General features: G+C 72.2%; 20 protein-coding genes and 1 pseudogene. 14 read left to right on the top strand and 7 right to left on the bottom strand.

Annotated features, from left to right (window positions below; translation table 11 throughout):
• Window positions 1-304: 304 nt before the first annotated feature.
• From AIF0345_RS14110 to AIF0345_RS14095, 4 genes are read right to left on the bottom strand one after another with little or no spacing between them, the layout of a single operon-like run.
• Window positions 305-1,021, bottom strand: a complete 717-nt coding sequence (locus AIF0345_RS14110) for a TorD/DmsD family molecular chaperone (RefSeq protein WP_285296498.1) — start codon at window positions 1,019-1,021, stop codon at window positions 305-307.
• A gap of 33 nt (window positions 1,022-1,054) precedes the next feature.
• Window positions 1,055-2,056 carry a dimethyl sulfoxide reductase anchor subunit family protein gene (locus tag AIF0345_RS14105; protein WP_285296497.1) on the bottom strand — a complete coding sequence of 334 codons (1,002 nt, stop codon included), beginning with the start codon at window positions 2,054-2,056 and terminating at the stop codon, window positions 1,055-1,057.
• Window positions 2,056-2,694 (bottom strand): DMSO/selenate family reductase complex B subunit, encoded by a 639-nt coding sequence (locus AIF0345_RS14100; protein ID WP_268918002.1) that lies wholly within the window; start codon window positions 2,692-2,694, stop codon window positions 2,056-2,058. Before AIF0345_RS14100 ends, AIF0345_RS14105 begins: the two co-directional genes overlap by 1 nt.
• A gap of 24 nt (window positions 2,695-2,718) precedes the next feature.
• Window positions 2,719-5,301, bottom strand: a complete 2,583-nt coding sequence (locus AIF0345_RS14095) for a DMSO/selenate family reductase complex A subunit (protein WP_285296496.1) — start codon at window positions 5,299-5,301, stop codon at window positions 2,719-2,721.
• A gap of 271 nt (window positions 5,302-5,572) precedes the next feature.
• Between AIF0345_RS14095 and AIF0345_RS14090 the strand changes: the two genes are divergently transcribed.
• Window positions 5,573-6,349 (top strand): TetR/AcrR family transcriptional regulator, encoded by a 777-nt coding sequence (locus AIF0345_RS14090; RefSeq protein ID WP_268918000.1) that lies wholly within the window; start codon window positions 5,573-5,575, stop codon window positions 6,347-6,349.
• Window positions 6,350-6,555: 206 nt separating this feature from the next.
• Window positions 6,556-6,807 (top strand): DUF6457 domain-containing protein, encoded by a 252-nt coding sequence (locus AIF0345_RS14085; RefSeq protein ID WP_043559845.1) that lies wholly within the window; start codon window positions 6,556-6,558, stop codon window positions 6,805-6,807.
• 159 nt (window positions 6,808-6,966) lie between these two features.
• Here AIF0345_RS14085 and AIF0345_RS14080 read toward each other — a convergent pair whose 3' ends face one another.
• Together AIF0345_RS14080 and AIF0345_RS14075 are read right to left on the bottom strand one after the other, a co-directional pair.
• Window positions 6,967-8,061, bottom strand: coding sequence for a permease prefix domain 1-containing protein (locus tag AIF0345_RS14080; protein ID WP_285296495.1), 1,095 nt, complete (start codon window positions 8,059-8,061; stop codon window positions 6,967-6,969).
• Complete coding sequence (locus AIF0345_RS14075) at window positions 8,061-8,390, bottom strand: PadR family transcriptional regulator (RefSeq protein ID WP_043559843.1); 330 nt, start codon at window positions 8,388-8,390, stop codon at window positions 8,061-8,063. The genes AIF0345_RS14080 and AIF0345_RS14075 overlap by 1 nt, the downstream gene beginning before the upstream one ends.
• 860 nt (window positions 8,391-9,250) lie before the next feature.
• Here AIF0345_RS14075 and AIF0345_RS14070 point away from each other — a divergent pair.
• The 5 genes from AIF0345_RS14070 (at window position 9,251) to AIF0345_RS14050 (ending at window position 14,381) form a co-directional block, all read left to right on the top strand.
• Complete coding sequence (locus tag AIF0345_RS14070; RefSeq protein WP_268917998.1) at window positions 9,251-10,783, top strand: mechanosensitive ion channel family protein; 1,533 nt, start codon at window positions 9,251-9,253, stop codon at window positions 10,781-10,783.
• Between the two features lie 120 nt (window positions 10,784-10,903).
• Entirely contained in the window at window positions 10,904-11,404 is a 501-nt protein-coding gene (msrB, locus tag AIF0345_RS14065) for a peptide-methionine (R)-S-oxide reductase MsrB (RefSeq protein WP_311136091.1), read from the top strand.
• A gap of 1 nt (window position 11,405) precedes the next feature.
• Window positions 11,406-12,383, top strand: coding sequence for an endonuclease/exonuclease/phosphatase family protein (locus tag AIF0345_RS14060; protein ID WP_268917997.1), 978 nt, complete (start codon window positions 11,406-11,408; stop codon window positions 12,381-12,383).
• A gap of 9 nt (window positions 12,384-12,392) precedes the next feature.
• A complete protein-coding gene (locus AIF0345_RS14055; RefSeq protein WP_268917996.1) occupies window positions 12,393-13,370 on the top strand; it encodes an AEC family transporter in 978 nt (325 codons plus the stop codon).
• A gap of 51 nt (window positions 13,371-13,421) precedes the next feature.
• Window positions 13,422-14,381 carry an EamA family transporter gene (locus AIF0345_RS14050; protein WP_404975941.1) on the top strand — a complete coding sequence of 320 codons (960 nt, stop codon included), beginning with the start codon at window positions 13,422-13,424 and terminating at the stop codon, window positions 14,379-14,381.
• A gap of 25 nt (window positions 14,382-14,406) precedes the next feature.
• Here AIF0345_RS14050 and AIF0345_RS14045 read toward each other — a convergent pair whose 3' ends face one another.
• A complete protein-coding gene (locus tag AIF0345_RS14045; RefSeq protein ID WP_043559834.1) occupies window positions 14,407-15,123 on the bottom strand; it encodes a FadR/GntR family transcriptional regulator in 717 nt (238 codons plus the stop codon).
• A 283-nt stretch (window positions 15,124-15,406) separates the two neighbouring features.
• Between AIF0345_RS14045 and AIF0345_RS14040 the strand changes: the two genes are divergently transcribed.
• The 7 genes and pseudogenes from AIF0345_RS14040 to AIF0345_RS14010 all read left to right on the top strand — a co-directional run bounded on the left by AIF0345_RS14040 (window position 15,407) and on the right by AIF0345_RS14010 (window position 22,634).
• The gene (locus tag AIF0345_RS14040) at window positions 15,407-15,919 is read left to right on the top strand and encodes a gluconokinase (protein WP_268917995.1); all 513 of its coding nucleotides are present in this window, start codon (window positions 15,407-15,409) and stop codon (window positions 15,917-15,919) included.
• A gap of 78 nt (window positions 15,920-15,997) precedes the next feature.
• Window positions 15,998-17,395 (top strand): GntP family permease, encoded by a 1,398-nt coding sequence (locus AIF0345_RS14035; RefSeq protein WP_268917994.1) that lies wholly within the window; start codon window positions 15,998-16,000, stop codon window positions 17,393-17,395.
• A gap of 543 nt (window positions 17,396-17,938) precedes the next feature.
• The gene (locus AIF0345_RS14030; protein ID WP_285296494.1) at window positions 17,939-18,307 is read left to right on the top strand and encodes a DUF4352 domain-containing protein; all 369 of its coding nucleotides are present in this window, start codon (window positions 17,939-17,941) and stop codon (window positions 18,305-18,307) included.
• Window positions 18,308-18,913: 606 nt separating this feature from the next.
• Window positions 18,914-20,434 (top strand): DEAD/DEAH box helicase, encoded by a 1,521-nt coding sequence (locus AIF0345_RS14025; protein WP_285296493.1) that lies wholly within the window; start codon window positions 18,914-18,916, stop codon window positions 20,432-20,434.
• A gap of 127 nt (window positions 20,435-20,561) precedes the next feature.
• Window positions 20,562-20,810 carry a type II toxin-antitoxin system Phd/YefM family antitoxin gene (locus tag AIF0345_RS14020; RefSeq protein ID WP_285296492.1) on the top strand — a complete coding sequence of 83 codons (249 nt, stop codon included), beginning with the start codon at window positions 20,562-20,564 and terminating at the stop codon, window positions 20,808-20,810.
• Window positions 20,734-21,056: pseudogene (locus AIF0345_RS14015) on the top strand (Txe/YoeB family addiction module toxin). Before AIF0345_RS14020 ends, AIF0345_RS14015 begins: the two are co-directional and overlap by 77 nt.
• A gap of 267 nt (window positions 21,057-21,323) precedes the next feature.
• Window positions 21,324-22,634, top strand: a complete 1,311-nt coding sequence (locus tag AIF0345_RS14010; protein ID WP_273167598.1) for an MFS transporter — start codon at window positions 21,324-21,326, stop codon at window positions 22,632-22,634.
• Window positions 22,635-22,676 lie beyond the last annotated feature (42 nt).

The following is a 22,676-nucleotide window of genomic DNA, read 5'->3' as shown; positions in this document are numbered from 1 at the left end:
AGATCGGTAGGTCTCCGGCTCGAGATCGGTTCACTTCCGCGTCGAGATCGGTCCGTTTCCCGACGTCGGGGCCGGGCGCGGCGCGGAGAGCGCCGAGCCGTTCGGCCCCGGACAGGGGGTCTCATCCCGCAACGGCCACATCTCAGCCATCCGGTGTCCGCGCAGGTTCTCCAGCATCGCCTCTCCCGGGGCGCCGGCCGGTATCAGGGACAGCACCGCCAAGGATGTGGACACCCAAGCCGCGCGGCTGGCCAGTCCCTCGTCGTTGGGGGGCGCAGCGGGTCGAAACCGGCTTCAGACCCGCTCACCGGCCCTCACCGCGCCGCACGCGCCGACGGCGGTGCCCGGTGCGCGCCTCCACGCCGACCACGTGGATGCCGAGCATCCGGGTCCACTGTCCGAGCGCCGCGGCGGTCAGCAGCGCCAGTCCCCGCATCCACCGGGTGTCGGCGGCCCGGGCCGCCGCCTGGAGCATGGCGGGAGCCCAGGTCCCCAGGTGCTCGGCGGTGAAGCGGGCGGCTGCGGTCAGGTGGGCGTCGGCGAGCGCGTCCTCGCCCCGCTCGCGGGCCTCGACGGCGCGCCGGCAGCACCGGGCGACGAAGTCGAGCTCGAGGCCGATATGGTCGTCGGGCTCGCGATTGAGCCGCGGGGCCTGCAGGCCGGCGGCCCGGTAGGCCCGGCGCACCTGGAGGGTCTGCGTGTCGAAGACCAGGCCCTCCTCGCCCCGGTGCACGGACTCGAAAGGCGGGACGGTGGCGGCGGCGGTGCGCCCGTAGAGCCGGTCATGGTCCCGACGCGCCTGCTCGGCGGTCTCGCCGATATCGCGGGAGCGGCGCAGCGCCTCAAGCGCGTGGGCCAAGGCCGGGTCGTGGGGGTCGGCGGCGGGGGCGTGCAGCAGCGGCCACTGGTCGAGCAGGGCCACGACCCCCTCCATGTCCTCGGCGGCGGCCGGTGCGAGATGCAGCCGTCCCAGGACGCCGAAGGCCTCGGCGAAGGCGTCCAGCGTGGCGGTGTCAGTCATCGGCGCTCCTCATGAAGCTCGTTGCAGTGCCGGTCAGCCGAGCGTGTACTGGACGGTGTTGAGGCCGTCGCGGACCAGGCCCTCGTAGTGCAGGGCCCGTCCGAGCATCTCGGAGACGGCGGCGGCGAGCAGCGTGCCGGTCAGCATCCAGCTCAGCGCGGGGCTCGGGCGTTCGGAGGTGCGGGCGCGCACGTGCGCGAAGATCCCGGCGGCTACAACCACGGCGGCCAGCAGGATGAGACGGACGGTGAGCACCGGCCCGAGATAGTGCCCGGCCACGACCCGCGCGGCCGGGCTGCCGTTGGACAGCGTGAGCAGATGGAGGGGGTAGGCGACCATAATGACGATGCCGCTGAGGGCCGCCAGCAGGGTGATGCCGCGCAGGACCCGGGTGGTCAGGGCTGTCACCTCCGCGGTGAGGGGCTCGGAGGCGTCCAGGTGCAGGCGGGCCCACAGGGGCGCGAGCCGCTCGCCGCCGGGCAGACGGCGTCGTGCCATCAGCGTCCAGGTGGCCAGCAGGGCGACGCCGACCGCCAGGGAGCCGGTCAGCAGCGTGGAGGCCACGAAGAAGACGCTGGTGGCGGGGGTGTGCCAGGCGGGGATGGTGCGCACCGACTGGTAGACCCCGCACATGGAGACCACCAGCGCCAGGCCGGCCGCGGCGGTCAGCGCGGCCAGGACCGCGCGCAGGCGGCGGCTCAGCAGGCCGAACCACTCGCAGGCGGCGAAGACCATGCCCAGCGTCCCGAAGGCGGTCCCGCCGGCCAGCTCGCGGCTGAGCCAGGACGAGCCCAGGTGGCGCAGCGTGTTGAGGGCGTGGAAGGGGTCGCCGAGGTGGAAGAAGGCCGCGACGAAGCCCAGCACCAGCAGTGGGCCGACGGCGAACATGGCGGCCGTGCTCACCCGGTCGACGGTCTGGGGGCGGGTGCCGCGCAAGTGGGCGAACAGGTGCACCGCCCCCAGGACCCAGAAGGCACCGACGGACATCTGGGCGATGACCGTGAACAGGATCATGGGCAGCTCTTCGGTGCGCATCAGATCTCCTTCGGGTTCATGATGCTGCCGGTGCCCTCGTCCCAGCTCTGGGCGTCGCGGTGCGGCTTGATGACCAGGTGCGGCTTGGTCAAAGAGGGGTCGGGCAGGGGGGCGATGCCCGCCTGGTCTCCGTGCTCGGCGCGCAGCCGCTCGATGGGCCCCCAGTCCAGGGCGCGTGAGGGGCAGGCGCTGACGCAGGCGGGGTCCTGCCCGGTGGAGCGGTAGTCGTAGCACAGGTCGCACTTGGACATGTGGCCGCTGCGCGGGTCGAGCTGGGGCGCGCCGTAGGGGCAGGCCCACTGGCAGTAGCGGCAGCCCACGCACTTGTCCTGGTCCACCCACACCGTGCCGTCGTCGCGCACCGACATGGCGGTGGTGGGGCAGACCTCGACGCACACGGGGTCCTCGCAGTGGTTGCAGGACACGGAGGTGTAGTAGGCGAACACGCTGGGTGAGAAGGTGCTGCCCGCGCACTGCCAGGTGCCGCCGACGTACTCCACCACCCGGCGCCAGGTCACGCCCACGGGCAGGTCGTGCTTGTCCTTGCAGGCGACCTGGCAGGCCTTGCAGCCGGTGCACAGGCTCTGGTCGAAGAAGAAGCCGTAGGCGGCGCCTTCCCGGGTGAGGCTCTCAGTCATGGTGATTCACTTCCTGTGGCAGTCCTAGGCCTTGACGACCTGCACGGTGGCGGTGTGGACCGCGTTGCCCTTGGCCAACGGGGAGGGGTGCAACGAGGTCAGGGTGTTGACCGAGCCGGCCACGTCCACGGGCCGGTCGGGATTGGCCCCCGGCGGCGGGGCGACCTCGTCAGCGGGGCGGGGGTCGTACCAGGCGCCCTGGGGCAGGTCGACGACGCCGGGCACGATCCGCTCGGTGACGCGGGCCTCGATGCGGATGGTGCCGCGGTCGTTGTAGGCGAAGACCAGGTCTCCGCTGCTGATGCCGCGGGCCCGGGCATCGACGGGGTTCATGGCCAGGTGCTGGTGGTGCGCCTCCTTCATCCAGTCGACATTGCCGTAGGTGGAGTGAGTGCGTTGCTTGTAGTGGTGGCCGATGATCTGCAGCGGGTACTTCTCCGAGCCGCGCGCCTCCGCCGGCCCCTCCCAGGTCTCGGTGTACTCCGGCAGGGGGGCGAGCAGGTCCCCCGCCAGGGCGGGGCGGAAGTCGTCCCAGGTCCACTTCTCGGCCATCTTGGCCAGGCGCTGGGAGTAGATCTCGATGCGGCCCGACGGCGTCTTCAGGGGGTTGGCCTCCGGGTCGGCGCGGAAGTCATCCAGGGGGACGACCGGACCGGCGTTGCGGCGGTACATGCCCATCTCCACCCACTGCTCGTAGGTGGGCAGGTCGGGGTCCTCTGCGCGGGAGGTCTCGATGACGTCGCGCAGCCAGCCCTCGCGGTCCTTGCCGTCGTAGTAGGCGTCGGAGACCCCCAGCATCTCGGCGAGCCGGCCGCAGATGTCGAACACGGAGCGGCACTCGTAGAGCGGCTCGATGGCCTGGGAGGACATGATCCCGTAGGCCATGGGGGAGGCGTTCTCCCCGGGGTGGAGGTCGAACTCCTCGGCGGCGGAGGTGCCCGGCAGCAGGTAGTCGGCGTAGCGGGCCGAGACGGTCATCTGGATGTCGCACACGACGATGAGCTCGCACTTGGAGTCGTCCCGGAGGATCTCCACCGAGCGGTTGTTGTCCCCGGTCTGGTTGACCAGGGAGTTGCCCGCGTACTGCCACACCATCTTGATGGGGACGCTCAGCGCCACGTTGGTGGGGCTCCCCTGCTCGTCAACGGGGGCCTTGGCTGCTCGCACGCCCGGCTCCGGCTTCTCGCACACCCCGGCGTTGAAGGTGTCCATCTGCTCGCCGTGGTCGATGGCGTCGAGCCAGGAGAACACCGAGATGATCCGGTTGGAGGGGTTGACCGTCGAGGTGTTGAAGGTCCGCACCAGGGGCAGGGACGGAGAGCCCTCCCGGCCCCCGGTGCCGCCGCCGGGGATGCCGACGTTGCCGGTGACGCAGGCCAGCAGGAACACCGCGCGCGAGGCGTTCTCGCCGTTGGCATGGCGCTGCGGGCCCCAGCCCTGGTTGATGGCGCAGGGCTTGGCCCCGGCGATCTCACGGGCCAGGCGCATGATCCGGTCGGCCGGCACCCCGCAGATCTCGGCGGCCCAGGAGGGGGTCTTCTCCACGCCGTCGGGCCCCTTGCCCTCGATGTAGGAGCGGTAGGAGGCTCCGGCCGGGGCGCCGGCGGGCATGTGCTGCTCGTCGAAGCCGATGCAGTAGCGGTCCAGGAAGGCCTGGTCGTGCAGGCCCTCGGCGAGCATGACGTGGATCATCCCGGCGATCAGGGCGGCGTCGGTGCCCGGGCGCACCGCCACCCACTCGTCGGCCAGCAGGGCGGCGGTCTCGGAGTAGCGGGGATCGACGACGATGGTGCGCACCCCGGAGAGCCTGCGGGTCTGCTGGGACACGAAGGTGTGGCCGCCGCCGGACATGCGGGTCTCCAGCGGGTTGTTCCCGAAGAGCACCTGCAGCTTGGAGCGGGCGGCGTCGTCCAGGGAGTTCGTGGCGGTCCAGCTGCCGTAGAAGTAGGGGTAGGCGGCGGTGATCTCGGTGGTGGAGTAGTCCGAGTAGTGGTCCAGGTAGCCGCCCCAGCAGTTCATCAGGCGGGCGAAGGCCGTCTGGTCCGGAGGCCAGGAGCAGGCCATGGTGGCGCCCAGCGTGCCGGTGCCGTAGTTGATGTAGAAGGCCTCATTGCCGTAGTCGGCCTTGAGCCGGGTCATCTTCTCGGCGATCTCGGTCAGAGCCTGCTCCCAGGAGATCTCCTCCCACTGGCCATCGCCGCGCCTGGTGCCCGGCTTGCGCTTGAGTGGCTTCTTGAGCCGGTCCGGGTTGTAGATGCGGTGGCGGATGGATCGGCCGCGCACGCACGCGCGCACCCTCTGGCTGCCCAGGGTGTCATCGCCGGTGTTCTCGGGCAGGACCCGCACCACCGTGCCGTCCTTGACCTGCAGCCGCAGGGGGCAGCGCGAGCCGCAGTTGACGGTGCAGGCCGACCAGACGGTCCTGTCCGCCTCCTCCATGCCCTCGACGGCGCGGGCCGGCGGCGGGCTGCTGCTCGGCATCCCCAGGTAGGTGGCGGTGGCGACCAGGCCGGCGGCGCCGGCGGCAATGCCCGACCACTTGAGGAAGGAGCGCCGGGAGGTTCCGGCGGAAGGGCCGACTACGACCCTGGAGTCAGCTGGGGTCACAGGTGTCTCCTTTGACAGCGGTGAAACGTCGTCGATCCCGGGACCCCAGAGTATCTTTAATGAACATCTGTTGGATAGTTGTCGTGGGTGCGGCGCCATCGCTGGGGAAGATCGGCCTCGCCGGCACGCGAGCGCGTGCCGGGATGCTGTAATGCGTGATGTGCGGATGCCGAAAATCGCTCAGACGGCGCGTCCGCTCGCTGCTCGACGGCGCGCACGGTGGGAGGATTGAGGCAGGCTACCGGCGGTTGGACGCAGGAAGGACGGGAGCGTGTCCCGCAGGACCCAGGACGATCCCCGCTACCTGCGCGCCCGCGACCGGCTGATCGAGGTCCTGCGCGAGCTCGCCGCGCAGAGGCCCGCCGAGCTCCTGACCGTCTCGGAGATCGCTGCGCGCGCCGGGGTGTCTCGCACGACCTTCTACGCCCACGCCCAGACCCCGGCGGACCTGCTGGCCGCCCATCTCATTGACCGGCTCTCCGACTCCCTGGCCGGGCTCGACACGCTTCTGGAGGACGACCCGGAGCACTACCTGCTGCGTTGGCGTCAGGCCTACATCGGCGTGCTCGAGCAGGTGCGCGCCGACGCCGACATCTACCGCCACGTGTTCCTGGGGGAGGAGGGGGCGCTGGTGCGCGCCCGGATCTCCGCCTACTTCGAGGAGGTGGTCGCCCGGTACGTCGAGGACTTCGTGCGCCACCTTGACCAGCCGGTGAGCGAGCTGTGGGTGACGATGGCGATATCCCAGCAGGTCCACAACACCCTGGTTGTCATCACCTCCTGGATGCGCACCGGGATGGTCGATGCCCCGGAGCTGGTGATGAACACCTTCATCTCCCTGGCGCCTCCCTGGCAGCTGGCGCGGATCTCGGCGTCGGGCCGCACCTCTCTGGGCCGCAGCCGGGTCCTGGAGGCGCTGTCGAAGACGGCCGGTCCTCCCTCTGATGCGGAGAGGGCCCACTCCACCTCCTCCAGGGCGGAGTCGGGGTCCAGTCCTCCTTCTGATGCGCAGAGGGCCCGCGGGCGGCCGGGGACGGCGCGGGCGTAGCCCGGGTCGGCGCGGCTCGCAAGGCGCCTGTGTGGTACGGCCGAGCAGCCGATTTCCAGGGGTGTGCAGGCATCCGGGTCGTATGAGTATCATGCGGGTCGGGTGCGCGGCGCACCGGCCAGGCGGGAACGGGCCCGCCTGTGAGACACGGCCCCTTCCCGGGGCGCAACGACAAGGGGCGGGGATTGCGGGACGAGCGGGTCAAGATGGAGCAGATGCAGCACTGGCTGGACGCCGTGTGCGAGCGCCTCGACCTCGACCCGCAGGTGGTGGCCGAGCACCGCGACGATCTCCTGGCCCTCATCTCCGCCGTGGCCCACGGGCCCTCCCGCCCGGGTGCGCCCATGACGGCCTTCGTCGTCGGCTATGTCTCCGGTGCCGGGCGGTGGGACACCGGTGAGGTCATTGCCGAGCTGGAGCGCATGGCCAGGCGGTGGGAGCCCGACCGGCAGGTCTGAGGCCGCCCCTGTCCGCCCCGCGCTCGCCCCTCCCGCTCCTGCGCCCCCCCTTCGCCGAGATCGGTTCACCTCCGCGTCGAGATCGGTCCGGTCCCGACGTCGGGGCCGGGCGCGGCGCGGAGAGCGCCGAGGAGGATGCTCGGGGCGAGCCCGGCGGCCTTAGCGCCCGACCCGCCGACCGGACAGGGCGGAGACGAAGGCGGAGAACCCGCCGAAGAGGACGCCGGCGACCGGCCACACGATCCAGCAGATGCCCCATCCGTCGAAGACGACTCCCCAGACCAGGAAGACTACGAGAGTCGTGGGCCAGTAGATGGCGGCGATGGCGCTGACGACGGGGTTGCCCGTGTCCCACCGGACCCACTGCCCCGGACCGGCCGCCGGGCGGCCCTCCCCGATGAGGGTCTCGTGGGTCGAGGACGCCCAGGATGTCGGCAGGAGGATGCGCAGGCCGGTCGCGACGAGCGCGAGAGTGAGGGCGACGCCGAGGACGGGGTAGAGGTTGTACTGGCCGGAGAGGGTGAGCGCGGCCACGGTCGGGATCGGCGAGAGGATCCACAGCCCGACGGCGGCCATGAGGGCGCGCGAGCGGGGTCCCTCGTTGTCCACGCGCAGGCGGGAGGCCCAGGCGGAGGCGACCGGGTTCTGCGTGAACCTTCCGTCGATCAGGTGCTCCAGGCCCACGAAGGACCGGTGCCGCCGCATGAGGGTGAGCACCCCAGCCGTGACAGTCCCCAGGGTGAGGACGAGGCCGATGAGGACGGTCCACTGCGCGCCGAGGCCGCTCGGCCTCGTGCCGTCGCCGCTCAGCCCGCTCGCGATGAGCAGGGGGATGGGGGACAGGATGAACAGGGCGACGCCCCGGCCCAGCAGCCGGCCGGTCGTCCGGCGGGCCTCGGCGAGCGCCTGCGCCTCTGGAAGGGTGACGGCGGGGTATCCGGGCTCTGCGGCGGGTGCCGCACCGTTGCCGGGCGCCCCGCCGACGCCGGGCGCGGCCTGGGGCGCAGCGGCCGCGCTGCCGGTCCGGGCTGAGCGGATGTCGGGGAGGATGCCGAGAGCCGGGGCGAGCTCCTCGAGGTTGCCGAAGTCGGTGATGACCTGACCGACGGCCTCATTGTGGGTCTTGCCCCTGCTGATGGCGTCGGCGTAGGCGTCCTCCATCATGGCGTGCAGCTCGCCCTTGGCCTCCAGAAGGCGCGGGGTGGTGGGGTAGGGGGCGAACATGGCGTCGAGAAAGGTGTCGATAGCGTCCATCAGCGGTGTCCTTGCGCGAATCGGTCGATGAGGGTCTTGGTGTCCTCCCACTCGGCGAGCTTGTCCGTCAGGTGGACGGCGCCGTCGTCGGTGAGGCGGTAGTAGGTGCGGGGCTTGCCGGAGGCCGAGGTGTCCGCGTAGGAGGAGACGAGCCCGGCGGCCTCCAGGCGCTTGAGCGCGGAGTAGAGCGTGGTCTGCTTGATCGTGTACTCGCCCGCCGCGACCTCGGTGATGGTCTTGGCGAGCTCGTAGGCGTAGGAGGGGCGGTCCCGTAGGAGAGACAGCACAATGAGGTCGATGTAGCCGCGGATGGCGTCGGCGCTGATCACTCGCGGACGCCTCCTCCGGTCGGGGGGCGAGCAGGTTTCATACATCCAACGTACTATGATAGACGTAGTACGTCTAGCGTCATTGTGCTGCTGTCACCGCGTCGTGGCGCCCGGGCTCGATCATCCAGGTGGTTGCTTCCGGGGGCGAGGGCCGGGACGGTCGGGCGCCCGGGCGCCCGGGCGCTGCACCCGATCACGGTCTAGGAGCCCGCCCCGGCCTGCCCCGAGGCGGACGCAGGTGGATCGCGGCGCCCGGCGGACTCTTCGTGCGCCGGTCCGTGGCCCGCTGGGCACTGCCGGGGTCTTGGGGGTCGGTCCCGGCCGGAAAAGACGGCCCCCACGCACTCTTAAGGTGACCGGCACTGCCGTACTCGATGAGGATCGGCGGGACTCCGCGGTTCCGCGGCGGAGCGGCGGCGCTGGCCAGTGCTGCGGCGCGCGGACATCGCCTGACCGACCGGGCCCGGTGAGTGAGGGCACGACCGCGTGCAGGGGCGGGCCGGGACCCGCAGGGGCGGCGGATGGCCGACGGCGGGGGCGCCTGCCGTCGGACCGGACTGATCTCGGTGCGGAAGTGAACCGATCTCGAGCCGGAATACGACCGATCTCGACGAAGAGAGGGAGCGTCAGGTGGTGGTGCCAAGACGGAGCCGATGGAGCCGATCGCGCTGGTGACGACGTCGGCCCCGCCCCGGCGCCCACGGCGCGGGTGGAGCTGGTCGACGAGGTGGGGCAGTGCCTGCTGGGGGCGGCCGAGGACCTTCGAGCGACGGGCATCGAGGTGGATGTCGAGCTGCCCGGCCCCCGCCGCCTGCCGTCTCGCACAGCCGGCTCCCAGGACCGGGCCCTAGGGTGCCGGCATGACCGCCCTTCCTCTCGCCGTCCTGGCGAGTGCGGCCCTCGCACCTGGCGTGCGGGCGGCCGCTGATGCCGATCCCTCCACCGACCCTTCTCCTTCAGCCCCCTCGACCACCGACGTCACCCAGACCGTTGAAGCGGTCGCCACGACCACGGTCAACGTCTTCTACATCGCCCTGCGGGCGGGCCTGGGGGCCCTGGCAGGCATTGCCATCGCCTTCGTCGGCATTGTCGTGCTGCGCACGCTCGGACGCCGTCAGACCATCTACGCGGAGATCAGCCGTTACACGCGCAACGCCCTGTACGCCCTGGGCGGGCTCACCGGCGCCTACCTCGGCGCGCAGCTGGCCGTCTTCGCGGTCACCACGCCCGACTGGGTCCAGTACGCCATGCAGACGCTGCGCATCTGCATCATCCTGGCCGTCGCGTGGGTCGTCGTCGGCCTGGTCAAGGCGCTGGAGGCCAGCATCGTCAGCGGCGTGCGCTCCAGCGGCGACCCCGGCCGCGCCAACCGCGTCACCACCCAGGCCCAGATCCTGCGGCGCGTAGCCGAGGCGATCATCATCATCTGCGGCCTGGTGGGTGCGATCATGACCTTCCCCGAGGCCCGCTTCGCCATGGGCTCCCTGTTCGCCTCCGCCGGTCTGGTCTCGGTGATCGCCGGTCTCGCCGCCCAGTCCACGCTCGGCAACGTCTTCGCCGGCCTCCAGCTGGCCGTGACCGACGCGATCCGCGTGGACGACGTCGTCGTCGTGGACGAGGAGCAGGGCTATATCGAGGAGATCACGCTCACCTACGTCGTCGTGCGCGTCTGGGACGACCGCCGTCTCATCTACCCCTCGACCTACTTCACCAAGACCCCCTTCGCCAACTGGTCGCGGCGCGGCACGCAGCACACCGGCACCCTCACCCTCGACCTGGACTGGCGGGTGCCGGTCGCCTCGGTGCGCGCCGAGCTCGCCCGCCTGGTCGCCTCCTCGCCCGTCTGGGACGGCCGCACCGCCAACCTCGACGTGACCGACACCGCTGGCGGCACGGTTACGCTGCGCGTCGCCGTGTCCGGCAAGAACCCCTCCGACGTCTTCACCCTCCAGTGCTACGTGCGCGAGGAGATCGTGGCCTGGCTCCAGAAGGAGGCGCCCTACGCCCTGCCGCGCACGCGCGTGGAGGTCGATCAGGTCGCCGTCACCCAGGACCCCCAGCCCGAGCAGGTGGCGCGCCTGGCCGAGGAGCTCGTCGCCCTCCAGAAGGACGACGGCACCGCCGTCGGCCCCGGCGCCGAGACGACGGCCGTGCGCCGGCCCAAGGAGGACGACCCCATCGAGGACGCCCGCGTGCGGGCCGCCGCCAAGGGCCACTCCCGCCTGCGCCGCACGCGGCGCGAGAAGGTGCGCCGACGCCGGATCCTGGCGCGCGACGCCGAGTGGCGCGCCGACGGGGCCCCCGTGCCCCAGCCCCAGCACCGGGCGGACACCGCGGCCGGGCAGTCCACGAGCATCATCTCCACCGACGAGCAGAAGAAGTACCTTCAGTAAGCATCCGGAGCCGGTCGGCCCGGCGGCGGGGAGCGCCCGCCGCCGGGCCGACCGGCTTTTCGCGTTCCCGGTGCGTGAACGCCCCTCGCCTCCGCCACGACGCCGGGTCACCATAGGGGCGTGACCGACAACAATGACGAGAGCCGCCAGAACGCTGCGGCGCCCCGCCTCGACCCGGCGGCCATCGCCCGCACCGACGCCCAGTGGCGCGCCCTGCTCGACCCGCTGGAGTACCATGTCCTGCGCGAGGCGGGCACGGAGCGGCCCTTCACCGGCGCCCTGCTGGACGAGAGGCGCGAGGGCGTCTACCGCTGCCGCGCCTGCGGCGCCGAGCTGTTCCGCTCCACCACCAAGTTCGACTCCGGCTGCGGGTGGCCCTCCTTCTACGACCCCTCCGACTCCGAGGCCGTGACCCTGCTGACCGACACCAGCCACGGCATGGTGCGCACCGAGGTCCGCTGCGCCGCCTGCGGCTCCCACCTGGGCCACGTCTTCGACGACGCGCCCCGCACCCCCACAGGCCGGCGCTACTGCATGAACTCCGTGTCCCTGACCTTCGACGCCGCTCCGAGCGGCGGCACCGCCGGCAGTGCCGCCGCCGGCGGCGTCCCGGGGACCTGACGTGCTGCGCCTGCTGAGCCTCAACCTCCAGCGCGCCCTGCCCGGGGCGGGCGCCGCCGACGCCCCGGACACCGGCGTCGCCGGCGCGGACATCCGCGACCCCGAGGCAGCCCGCGCCGTCCTGGCGGCCCTGGCCGGCCAGATCGCCGAGCTCGCCCCCGACGTCGTCGCCCTCCAGGAGGTCGACAAGGGGCAGGCCCGCTCCGGCCGCCTCGACCAGGCCGCCGTCCTGGCCGAGCTGCTCGGCTGGGAGCACCACCGCTTCGCCGCCACCTATGCCGGGCCCGTCGCCGGGCTGCGCCGCCGCCCCCGGCGCTCCGCCCTGGCCACCCCCGCCGACGACGCACTCGGCCTGGGTCGCACCCTGCTGGGCCGCCCCCCGGCGGGCTTCGGCAACGCCCTGCTCAGCAGGCGCCCGGTGGCGGCCTGGCGCGTCCGGCGCCTCGGGCGCGGGCCGGCCACCCTCGCGCGCCGCGCCGACCGCCCGGCCTGGGACCCCCGCGGCTACGAGCTGGCGACCTCCACCATGCGCAACCTGCTGACCGCCACCCTGGCCCCGGGCGACGCGCTGGCGGGCGTCGCTGAGCTGTCGGTCGGCTCCACCCACCTGGCCACCCGCGCCGACACCGCCGCCCGCCAGCTCGCCGACGCCTGGGGCGCGCTCGCCACCCTGCCCGGCCCCCACCTCCTGGCGGGCGACTACAACCTGCGCGCCGAGCAGGTCGCCCCGCTCGGGATCGGCCGCCGGTTGGGGGAGGGGCCCACCTACCCCGCTCGGGGCCCCGACCACCGCATCGACCACGTCCTGACCGACCCGTGGCCCACCGGCGTCAACGGCACCCCCGCCTTCCCGGCGGCGGGCGCGCCGGCCTGGAGCGGTGCGAGCCACCCCCTCCTGCAGGCCGCATCCTGGGGGACCCGCACCTTCGTCGTCTCCGACCACGCCGGCACGTGGGTGGACCTCGAACCGGTCGGCTGAGGCCCGGCCGTGGGTGGGGTCATTGGCGGCCTGGCCGTCTTCGCCGTCGTTATCGGCGTCGGCTGGCTGCTGGTGCGCACCGGTGCCGTCCCCCGCAACGCCGACGCTGTGCTCACCCGCGTCTGCTTCTTCGCCGCCACCCCGGCCCTGCTGGTCCGCACCCTGGCCGACGCCGACCTGGGGGCGGTGGCCGGCGCCGGCACGCTCGTCGCGCTTGCGGCCGAGTCGGCGGCGATCCTGAGCGCCTGGGTCCTGCACCGCCTCGTCCTGCACCGCACGACGGCAGAGGCGACCATCGGCGCGCTCGCCTCCGGGTACGTCAACGCCGCCAACCTGGGGATCCCCGTCCTCGTCCTGGTCCTGGGAGACGCCGCCCCCATCGCCCCGGTCCTGCTCCTCCAGCTGCTCGTCATCACGCCTGCGGCCTTCGCCATCCTTGACACCGTCACCCGTCGCGGCAGCCCCTCGCGCCTGGCGACCTTCACCATCCCGCTGCGCAACCCCCTGCTGCTGGCCGTGGCGGCCGGGGCCGCGGTCAACCTCAGCGGGGCGGACCTGGACGGCGTCGCCGGCGGGCGCCTGCGCGAGGCCCTCGACACCCTCGGGCGCATCGCCGTGCCGCTCATGATGCTCTCGCTCGGCATGAGCCTGGCGGCCTCCCGCATGCGCGCCCCGCTCGCAGACGACGCCCCGGCGTCACCGCCCGAGCCGGCCCACGACGCTGCCAGCCGGGTCGCCCTGCGCTGGGCCGTGGGGTGGAAGCTGCTCGTCGCGCCCGGCCTGGCGGGGCTGCTCGGGCTCGGCGCGGGACTGCGCGGGCCGGGGCTGCTCGTGCCCATCACCGCCGCCGCCCTGCCGACCGCCCAGAACGTCTTCATGTACGCCTCCCGCTACGGGGTGGCCAAGCCGCTGGGCCGCGACGCCGTGCTGATCACGACCGCCGGCTTCGTCCCGGTCGTTCTGCTCGCGGCCGCGGTGCTGGGCTGAGCGCCGGGGCCCGGCTCGCGCGACGGCCGCCGAGGCGCCGACAATGCGGCCGTGAGCTCCGACGACTCCCGCACCCCGGCCCGGGCGGCACCGCAGGCCGCTCAGGCCCGGACGGGCGCCGGGGTCGCCTCCGCGGCCGACCGTCTCCCGGCGCCACTGATCTTCATGGCCTCCGCCCTCTCCCAGTACCTCGGGGCGGGGCTGGCGGTCACCCTGTTCGCGCTCATGCCCTCCACCACGGTGGCCTGGTGGCGCCTGACGGTGGGCGCCGTCGTGCTGGTGGCCCTCAGGCGGCCCTGGCGCCGCCGGTGGACCGGGCGGGCGCTGCTGGCGGCCGCCGTCTTCGGAGCGGCCACCGCCACCATGAACGTCGTCTTCTACGCGGCGATCTCGCTGCTGCCGCTGGGGACGGCCGTGTCCCTGGAGTTCCTGGGGCCGGTGGCGGTCGCCGTCGTGACCGGGCGCGGATGGCGTCCGCGCGCGGCCGCCGCCCTGGCCCTCCTCGGCGTCGTCTCCATCTCCGGGCTCGGAGTCGACCCGGGCGAGCCCGGTCAGAGGGCCGGGGTGCTGCTCGCGCTGGGGGCCGGCGCCGCCTGGGCCGCCTACATCATCCTGGGCGGGCGCGTGGCGGCCGCCGGCGCCGGTGCCGACTCCCTGGCGGTGGGCATGGTGGTCGGCGCCCTGGTCTACGCCCCCTTCGCCGTGGGGACGGCCGGCGGTGCCCTCGGCTCTCCGGCCGCCGCCGCCATGGTGGCGGGGGTCGGTGTGCTGTCGACGGCGGTGCCCTACCGGCTGGAGCAGGTGGTGCTCGGGCGGCTGGGCGCGGACTCCTTCGCGCTCCTGTCCTCCCTCATGCCGGCCACGTCCCTGCTCGTGGGCGTGGTCTTGCTGCGCCAGCTGCCCAACGGATGGGAGATGGCCGGCCTCGCGCTGGTGTCCGCGGCCGTCGCCCTGGCGGGGGCGAGCGGCGGGGCGCGACGGCGGGCGGTTGGGCGCCGCGCCTGCGGCTGAGCCGGCGGGGCGCCGCCCGGAGCGCTCAGCTGTCGAGGAAGCCCCGCAGGCCGCGGTCCAGCAGCGCCTCGCGCACCTCCGCGACCAGCTCGCGCATGCGGGCCTCGGCCGCGGCGGCGTCCCCGGTCGCGATCGCGCGGGCGACGCGCACATGGAGCTCCAGCGCCTCCGCCACGGGCACCTGGACCTGCCCGGTCAGCCGCGCGCGCCCGGAGAGGACCTCCGCGACGACGCCGGTGAGGGCCTCGAAGGCGTCATTGTGGCTCGCCTCGAGCACGAGGCTGTGGAAGGCGATGTCGTCCCCGAGGTAGGAGGCCACGCTCCCGGTGGCCGTCCCGGTGGAGCGGATGGCGTCCGCCAGGGTCAGCAGCGTGGATCGCTGGGCCTCGGTGGCGCGGCGGGCGGCGGCCGCGGCCGCGACCGGCTCGATGGCGGCGCGCAGCTCGGTCAGCGCCCCGAGCTTGGGGCCGTGGGGGTCGACGTCGAGCTGCCAGCGCACCACCTGGGGCGCCAGCGCCGACCAGGTCTCGCGGGGGCGCACCACGATGCCGACACGACGGCGCGACTCGACCACGCCGAGGGACTCCAGGGTGCGCACGCAGTCGCGGGCCAGGGTCCGCGACACCCCGTGGCGGGACTGGACGTCCTCCAGGGTCAGTGAGGCGCCCGGGGCGATCTCGCCGCCGACGATGGCGCGCCCGAGGGCGTCGAGGACCTCGTGGCGTCGGTCGGTGGCGGGCATGGTCGGGCTCCCGGAGGGGTGAGGCGTGGGCGGGGCGGCAAGATGCGGCGACCCGGGCGGCGACCTGTACGGGCATGCGGCGCGGCCGGCCCGCACGGTCGGCGCCAGTGTAGCGGGCGGCCGGCGGAGGCCTGATCGAGAAACGCGCCTTCGGCGCTGACGGCGGTCCGCGTCCGCCGGGGCGCCCGGGGCGCGGAACGAGCCCACACCCATTCCATTGATGCTACGTTTACGCTATACTAGTAGTACTAGTGATCGACAACGACGTCGTCAAGGAGATCTCATGACCACCTCCGTTGAGCACCTCGTCCTCATGGGCGTGGCGGGCTGCGGCAAGTCCACCGCCGCCGACAACCTCCACCGGGCCCTCGGCTGGCCCATCGCCGAGGCCGACGACTTCCACCCGGCCGCCAATATCGCCAAGATGAGCCGGGGCGTCCCCCTGACTGACGAGGACCGGTGGCCCTGGCTGGAGGCCCTGCGCGACTGGATGAGCGCGCGCGCCGCCGAGGGCGTCAGGACGATCGTCACCTGCTCCGCCCTCAAGCGCTCCTACCGCGACCTCCTCGCCGGGGCCGAGGGGCGCGTCTTCTTCATCCACCTGGTCGCCCAGCCCGATGAGCTGCGCGAGCGCATGACCCACCGCAAGGGCCACTTCATGCCCTCCACCCTCCTGCCCTCCCAGTTCGCCGCCCTCGAGCCCCTGGCCGACGACGAGGACGGCGTCACCGTGGTCTCCCGGGCCACCCCCGAGCAGACCCTCGACGCCATCCTCGCCGCGCTCGAGCACGCCTGATCCGCCTCGCCGCGCCTGCGCGGACCGCCCTGCCTGAGACCTATTCAACCCATCCACCTCGACCTGGAGACGACAACGATGTCCACTCTGACACTCGCTCTTCCCGCCGCCGACCCGGTGACCCATACCGATAGCCCCGCCCGGCTCGTCGCCGCGGCGGTCCTCGGCATCGCCGTCATCGTCGCACTCATCGTGTGGCGCAAGATGCACCCCTTCCTCGCGCTCACCCTCGGCTCGGCGGTGCTCGCCGTCGTCGCCGGCATCCCCCTGGGCGAGACCTTCACCGCCTTCACCGCCGGCCTCGGATCGACGATCGGCGGCGTGGGCACGCTCATCGCCTTCGGGGCGATCATCGGCAGGCTGCTCATCGACTCCGGCGGGGCCGACCAGATCGTCGACACCATCCTGGCGCGCACGCCCGGGCCCCGCCTTCCGTGGGCCATGGCGCTGATCGCCTTCGTCGTCGGCATCCCGCTGTTCTTCGAGGTCGGCATCGTCCTGCTCATCCCCGTGGTCATGATCGTGGCGCGCCGCGCCCACCAGCCCCTGATCCTCGTCGGCGTGCCTGCGCTCGCCGGCCTGTCCGCCCTCCACGGGCTCGTGCCCCCGCACCCCGGCCCGCTCATCGCCATCGACGCCGTCGGTGCGAACCTCGGGCTGACGCTCGGCCTGGGGCTGCTGGTGGCCGTGCCCACCGTCATCATCTCCGGCCCCCTCGCCGCGCGCGTCATGGCCCGGTGGGTGCCCATCGAGGCGCCCGAGCCCCTCGGCGGCTCCGACGAGGTCCACGAGGGCCCGCGCCCCTCCTTCGCCACCTCGATCGCCGTCGTCCTGCTGCCCGTGGTGCTCATGCTCCTGCGCACCGTCGTGGAGACCGTCGCGCCCAAGGGGGCGAGTGCCGCCGTGCACGCCGCCCTGTTCGTCGGCCAGCCGGTTGTCGCGCTGCTGATCACGGTGCTGGTGGCGATGTACGTCTTCGGCACCCGCCTGGGCCTGCACGCCGACGAGGTGGCCGGCCGGGTGGGCGCCTCCCTCGGGCCGATCGCCGGGATCCTGCTCATCGTGGGCGCCGGCGGCGGCTTCAAGCAGACCCTCGTCGACTCCGGCATCGCCGACATTATCGCGACCTGGATCCAGCAGGCGGCGGTTCCGGCGCTCCTGGCCGGCTGGCTCGTCGCAGTCGCGGTGCGCCTGGCCACGGGGTCGGCGACCGTCGCCACCATCACCGCCGCGGGGATCATGGCGCAGCTGGCCGCGGACATGCCCCCGGTCGAGGTCGCCCTCCTCGTGCTGGCGATCGGGGCGGGCTCGGTGTTCCTCTCCCACGTCAACGACGCCGGTTTCTGGCTGGTCAAGGAGTACTTCGGGATGACGGTGGGGCAGACCTTCAAGACCTGGTCGCTCATGGAGACGGTCCTGTCGGTGGTCGCCATGATGGTCATCGGCGTCATCGCCCTCGTCCTCGGGGCCGTTTAGGCCCCTCGTCGAGATAGACATTTTCGGATGAGGTAGACGGTGCCACCGTCTACCTCATCCGAAAATGTCTATCTCGACGGGACGCGGGCGGGACCGCGACCAGTCCGTGATAAATAGGGCCTGTCGCGGCCCCGTTTTGCGACAAATAAGACTTGCATTGGAGCGGGGGGGGGGGTAATCTTCGAGGCACCCCTCCCTTTTTGTGTCGCAAAGGAGTCTGCTGTGTCTCAGCCTGCGCAACCCCACGGGGGTCAGCAGCCACAAGTAGTTTATGTTCCGGCTCCTCAACCGAAGAAGCCCCTATGGAAAAGGTGATGGTTCATCACCCTCGCGGTCTTTCTGGCCATTGGCGTCATCAGCTCGATATCGGGCGGAGGCAACAAGGGGACCACCGCCAGGACCTCCACGGCGCCCAGCGGCGACGGGGGAGCGGCCGCCCAGGGGAGCCAGGCTCCCGCGGGCCAGGCGGCTCCCGCGGCCGACTCCGGCGACTCGGGCGACCCCTCGTCGACCACCACCTACAACGGTATTCAGGACGGAGACGTGGCGGTCAACGCCGGTGAGTCCATCACCGCCAAGGGGGTCACCATCACCTCCGCCCCGCTGGTGGCGGGAGACTCGACGCTCGGTCCCACTGCGTGCACCAGCGTCACTATGCAGAACTCCTCCGGAAAAGAGGTCGACTTCAACACCTTCGAGTTCAAGCTCCTGGTGCCTTCCGGCGCCATTACCGATGCCACTATCTTTGGCAGCGACAATCTCCTGTCGTCGGGCAAGCTTATTGACGGCGGCAGCACGAGTGGAGACGTCTGCTTCGACGCCGATGTGGCCGCCGGAGGGCAGTTCGTCGTCATCTACGAGCCGCTGAGTTTCTTCTCCAACCACCGCGAGGCGTGGGTCAACAACCTCTGACTCGCCACTCGGACGGGGCCGGGGCGCACAGGCGCGGCTTGGCGGCGCCCAGCCGCGGACCTGAGATCCGGTCAAGAGGGTGCTGCACACTCGGGCGCGACTCGTACCGGACGGAACCGCGGAATCATGCGGAATCGCTGCGCCGGCGGCGGCGGATGAGACGCTCCCATGTGCGCAGACCCCCCTCTGCGCACATGGGAGCACGTCAACTCATTTTGACGGACGTTGAAGATCGGCGGAATGTCAACGAAGAACGACATTCGCTCCGTGAGGCTCCTTTTCTCCCATGTGCGGCTCCGGCCGGTTCGGCGCCCGCGGGCCCGGCGGAGCGGGCCTCCGAGGGTGCGGAGGCCGCGCGGCCGGCCCCGGGCGCCACCGGGTGCCGTGTGTGAGGCTCGTATCATGGCGCGGGCAGGCAGTATGTGGAAGAGTGTGCCACCGGCCCGGCAACCCGCCGCGGCCCGGCTGGTGCCCCGGCTCCGGCGCGCACGTCCGAGGACGATTCCGCGCCGTCGAGCCCCGAACGCCGGCACCTCAACGCACCGACGCGCACGGCCCGGCCGCTCCGCGTCCGACGTGCGCCCGGTCCCGAACGACAGGACTTCCGTGCCCACCACGCGCACTGCTTCTTCCCGCTCCGGTCGCCGCTCCAAGGCGGCCGCGCCCTCCGCGCCCTCCGCGCCCGCCACCAGGCCCGCGACCTTCGCCTCCCTCGGAGTCGACGCCGACCTCGTGGCCGACCTGGACGCCCGCGGCTTCGCCGCCCCCTTCCCCATCCAGGCCGCCACCCTGCCCGACACCCTCGCCGGGCGCGACGTACTCGGCCGCGGGCGCACCGGCTCCGGCAAGACCCTCGCCTTCGCCCTGCCGCTCGTCCAGCGCCTCGCCGAGGAGGACATGGCCCGCGCCGGCCACCCCATCGGCCTGGTCCTGGCCCCCACCCGCGAGCTCGCCCTCCAGATCGCCGAGACCATCAGGCCCCTGGCCGACGCCCTGGAGCTGAGCGTGACCACCGTCTTCGGCGGCGTGTCCCAGAGGCCCCAGGAGAAGGCCCTCGCCGGAGGCGTCGACATCGTCGTCGCCTGCCCCGGGCGCCTGCTCGACCTCATGGGGCAGGGCGTCGTCAGCCTCGACGAGGTGTCCGTCACGGTCCTCGACGAGGCCGACCACATGGCCGACCTCGGCTTCCTGCCCGGCGTGCGCCGCATTATGCGCGCCACCCCGGCCCGCGGCCAGCGCCTGCTGTTCTCCGCCACCCTGGATGGCGGCGTCGACCGGATTGTGGACGAGTTCCTCCACGACCCGCTCCAGCACGCCGTCGACCCCTCGACCTCGCCGGTGGACGCCATGGACCACCGCGTGTGGATGGTGGCGGACAAGGCCGCCAAGGACGGCGTCGTGCGCCGTCTCGCCTCCGGCACCGGCCAGCGCATCCTGTTCACCCGCACCAAGCACCTGGCCCGGCGCCTGGCGCGCAAGCTCACCCGGGACGGCGTCCCCGCCGTCGAGCTCCAGGGCAACATGAGCCAGAACGCGCGCGAGCGCGCCATGCGCGCCTTCTCCACCGGCCAGGCCCACGTCATGGTCGCCACCGACATCGCCGCCCGCGGCATCGACATCTCCGGCGTCGAGCTGGTCGTCCACGTCGACCCGCCCGCCGAGCACAAGGCCTACCTGCACCGCTCCGGGCGCACCGCCCGGGCCGGGGCCGCCGGCGTCGTCGTCACCCTCGTGCTGCCCGAGCAGAAGGAGGACGTCCGGGCCCTGCTCAGGAAGGCCGGCATCCGGGCCGGCATCGAGCGCATCCGGCCCGACGACGACGCCGTGACCGCTCTGGTCGGCCAGGTCGCCCCGGTCGTCGCCGCCGAGGACATGCCCGAGGGCGTCGCCGTCAAGGGCGGCGGTGCAGGACGGGCGCCGGCCGAGCAGGCGGGGCGCGGGTCCCGACGGCGGTACGGGCGCGGGCCCTCCGGCGGACGCAGGGTGCAGCAGAGCGGCCGGCAGACGGGGCGGCGCGACGGCGGGCGGAGTGACCGGCAGGGCGGACAGCACAGGGGCCGGCGCACGGGAGACGGCGGGCGAGGGCATGGGCGCGGCCGCAGGACCGCGTCCACAAGAGCCGCCTAGACGGTGCCTATACCGGCTGCCTCATGTGATTGCCGGCATGACAGAGCCGGCTGGGGCGGCCGTGTGAAGGGCTCTCGCGGCGCGCCGTCGTCTTGTACCATAAAGCGGTACGAGTCGGAGGTGAGTGATGTCCATTGCCGCCAGTGAGGCCCGCCGGACCCTGTACCCGCTGATCGAGCAGGTGAACGAGGATCGTGAGGCGGTCGAGATCGTCTCGCGCAAGGGCCGCGCCTACCTCATGCCCGCCGAGGAGTACGAGGCGTGGAAGGAGACCGCCTATCTTTTCCGGTCCCCCGCGAATGCCCGCAGGCTTCTCGACTCCTATGAGCGGGCCCGGACCGGGCGGACCGAGAGGCACGACCTGGACCGGGACTGAGCCCGTGAGGCTCGTGTGGGACCAGTCGGCCTGGGAGGACTACGTCTACTGGCGGCGCGCGGACCGCGCCGTCCTCAGGCGGGTCAACAGGCTGATCGACGCCGTGCTCCGCGACCCCTGTGAGGGAATCGGGAGGCCCGAGCGGCTCAGGTACGGCGCTCCCGGAGAGTCACCGAGGAGCACCGTCTCGTCTACCTCGTCGATGGCGATGACCTGATCGTCCTCCAGGTGCGGTACCACTACTGAGCCGGCCCCGTTACCGGACCTGTGCGGCAGCGCGCCGGCGGTCGAGGCTCGCGGGGCGCCCGCGCCGGGAGCCGGACCGTGAACGCGTCTGAGCGCGGAGGTCGCGCGCCAGGAAGTCGTGAAGCCTGGCGCGGGGGGACGCAGTCTGATACAGTCTGTACGTACAAACCGGTTGATATGGACGAGACGATGTGATCTGGTGGCTTCGTCTTGTCCGTTCGGCGGGTCGGGCTGCGCATCGACGGCGCTGCGCACGGGAGGAGCACGATGACGGAGACGACAGGTACTCGCCGCGGCGCGGTGCCGGACGAGGGGGCCGTTGACAGGCTGGGCATACCGCGCCACCTGCTCTGGGGATTCGTCGGGCTGCTGCTCTTCATGATCGGCGACGGCGTCGAGTCCGGGTACATCGCTCCGTACATGGAGGCGCACGGGGCGGGCACCGCATCACGGGCCGCCCTGATCGTCTCCGCGTACGGCATTATGGTCACCCTCGGCTCCTGGCTGGCGGGCGCCCTCTCCGAGGTGTGGGGTCCGCGGAGGGTGATGGTCATCGGCCTGATCGAGTGGGCGGTGCTCGAGGTCCTTTTCCTGGTCGTCGCGCTCCCGGGCAAGAGCTACATCCTCATGATGCTGATCTACGGGCTGCGGGGCCTGGGGTACCCGTTCTTCGCATACGCCTTCCTCGTCTGGGTCCTGGGCGCGAGCCCCGCCCACCGACTCGGGTCCGCGGTCGGCTGGTTCTACTTCGCGTTCACGGGAGGCCTGCCCACGCTCGGTTCGCTCCTGGCGAGCGGGACCGAGCCGGTGATCGGCCAGTACAGAACATTCTGGGTCTCGCTGGCGGTGGTGATCCTCGGCGGCCTGGTATCGCTCGTCGGGCTTCGAGGCGCCCGGGGCGGGGGCCGTCAGGCTCCTGCGGACGTCACAACCGGGCGAAGCCTTGTCGAGTCGGTCTCCATAGCGTTCACAAAGCCTCGCGTCGGCCTGGGCTGTATCATCCGCGTGATCAATACGGCGCCGCAGTTCGGGCTGTTCGTGTTCTTCCCCACCGTATTCGCTGAGGACCTGGGGTTCGGAACGGCCGGGTGGCTTCGCCTGGTCTCAGTCCTCGGCTTCTCCAACGTGTTCGCGAACCTGTTCTTCGGGGTGCTGTCCGACAGGATCGGCTGGCACAGGACACTGCGCTGGTTCGGGTGCTTCGGCTGTGCGCTGAGCGTGCTCATGTTCTACTTCCTGCCGCAGTACGTGGGAGGCGCGTACTGGGTGTCCGTACTGTGCGCGGCGCTGTACGGATGCGCTCTGGCGGGATTCACTCCGATCTCCGTCCTCATGTCAATGATGGTGCCCGGGCAGAAGGGGAGTTCGATCGCCGTCCTCAATCTGGGGGCGGGTGCGGCCACCTTCGTGGGCCCGTTCATCCCGGCGCTCTTCCTCGACCTTGTGGGAGCCGGAGGAGTCACCATCATCTTCTCCGCCCTCTATGTCGTGGCGGGGCTGAGCGTGTCGCAGCTCAAGCTCTCGGACGAGGCTCAGGAGATCCTCGACATGAATGGCGCAGCTACTGGCGGGAACTGAACGAGGCCGCCCGGAGAACATCCACCGATAATCGGGCCAGAC

Origin of the sequence: Actinomyces israelii (assembly GCF_030253495.1) — a bacterium.
GTDB lineage: Bacteria > Actinomycetota > Actinomycetes > Actinomycetales > Actinomycetaceae > Actinomyces > Actinomyces israelii.
Note: the sequence above shows the minus strand (reverse complement) of the source record. Positions and strands in the feature narration are given on the sequence as shown.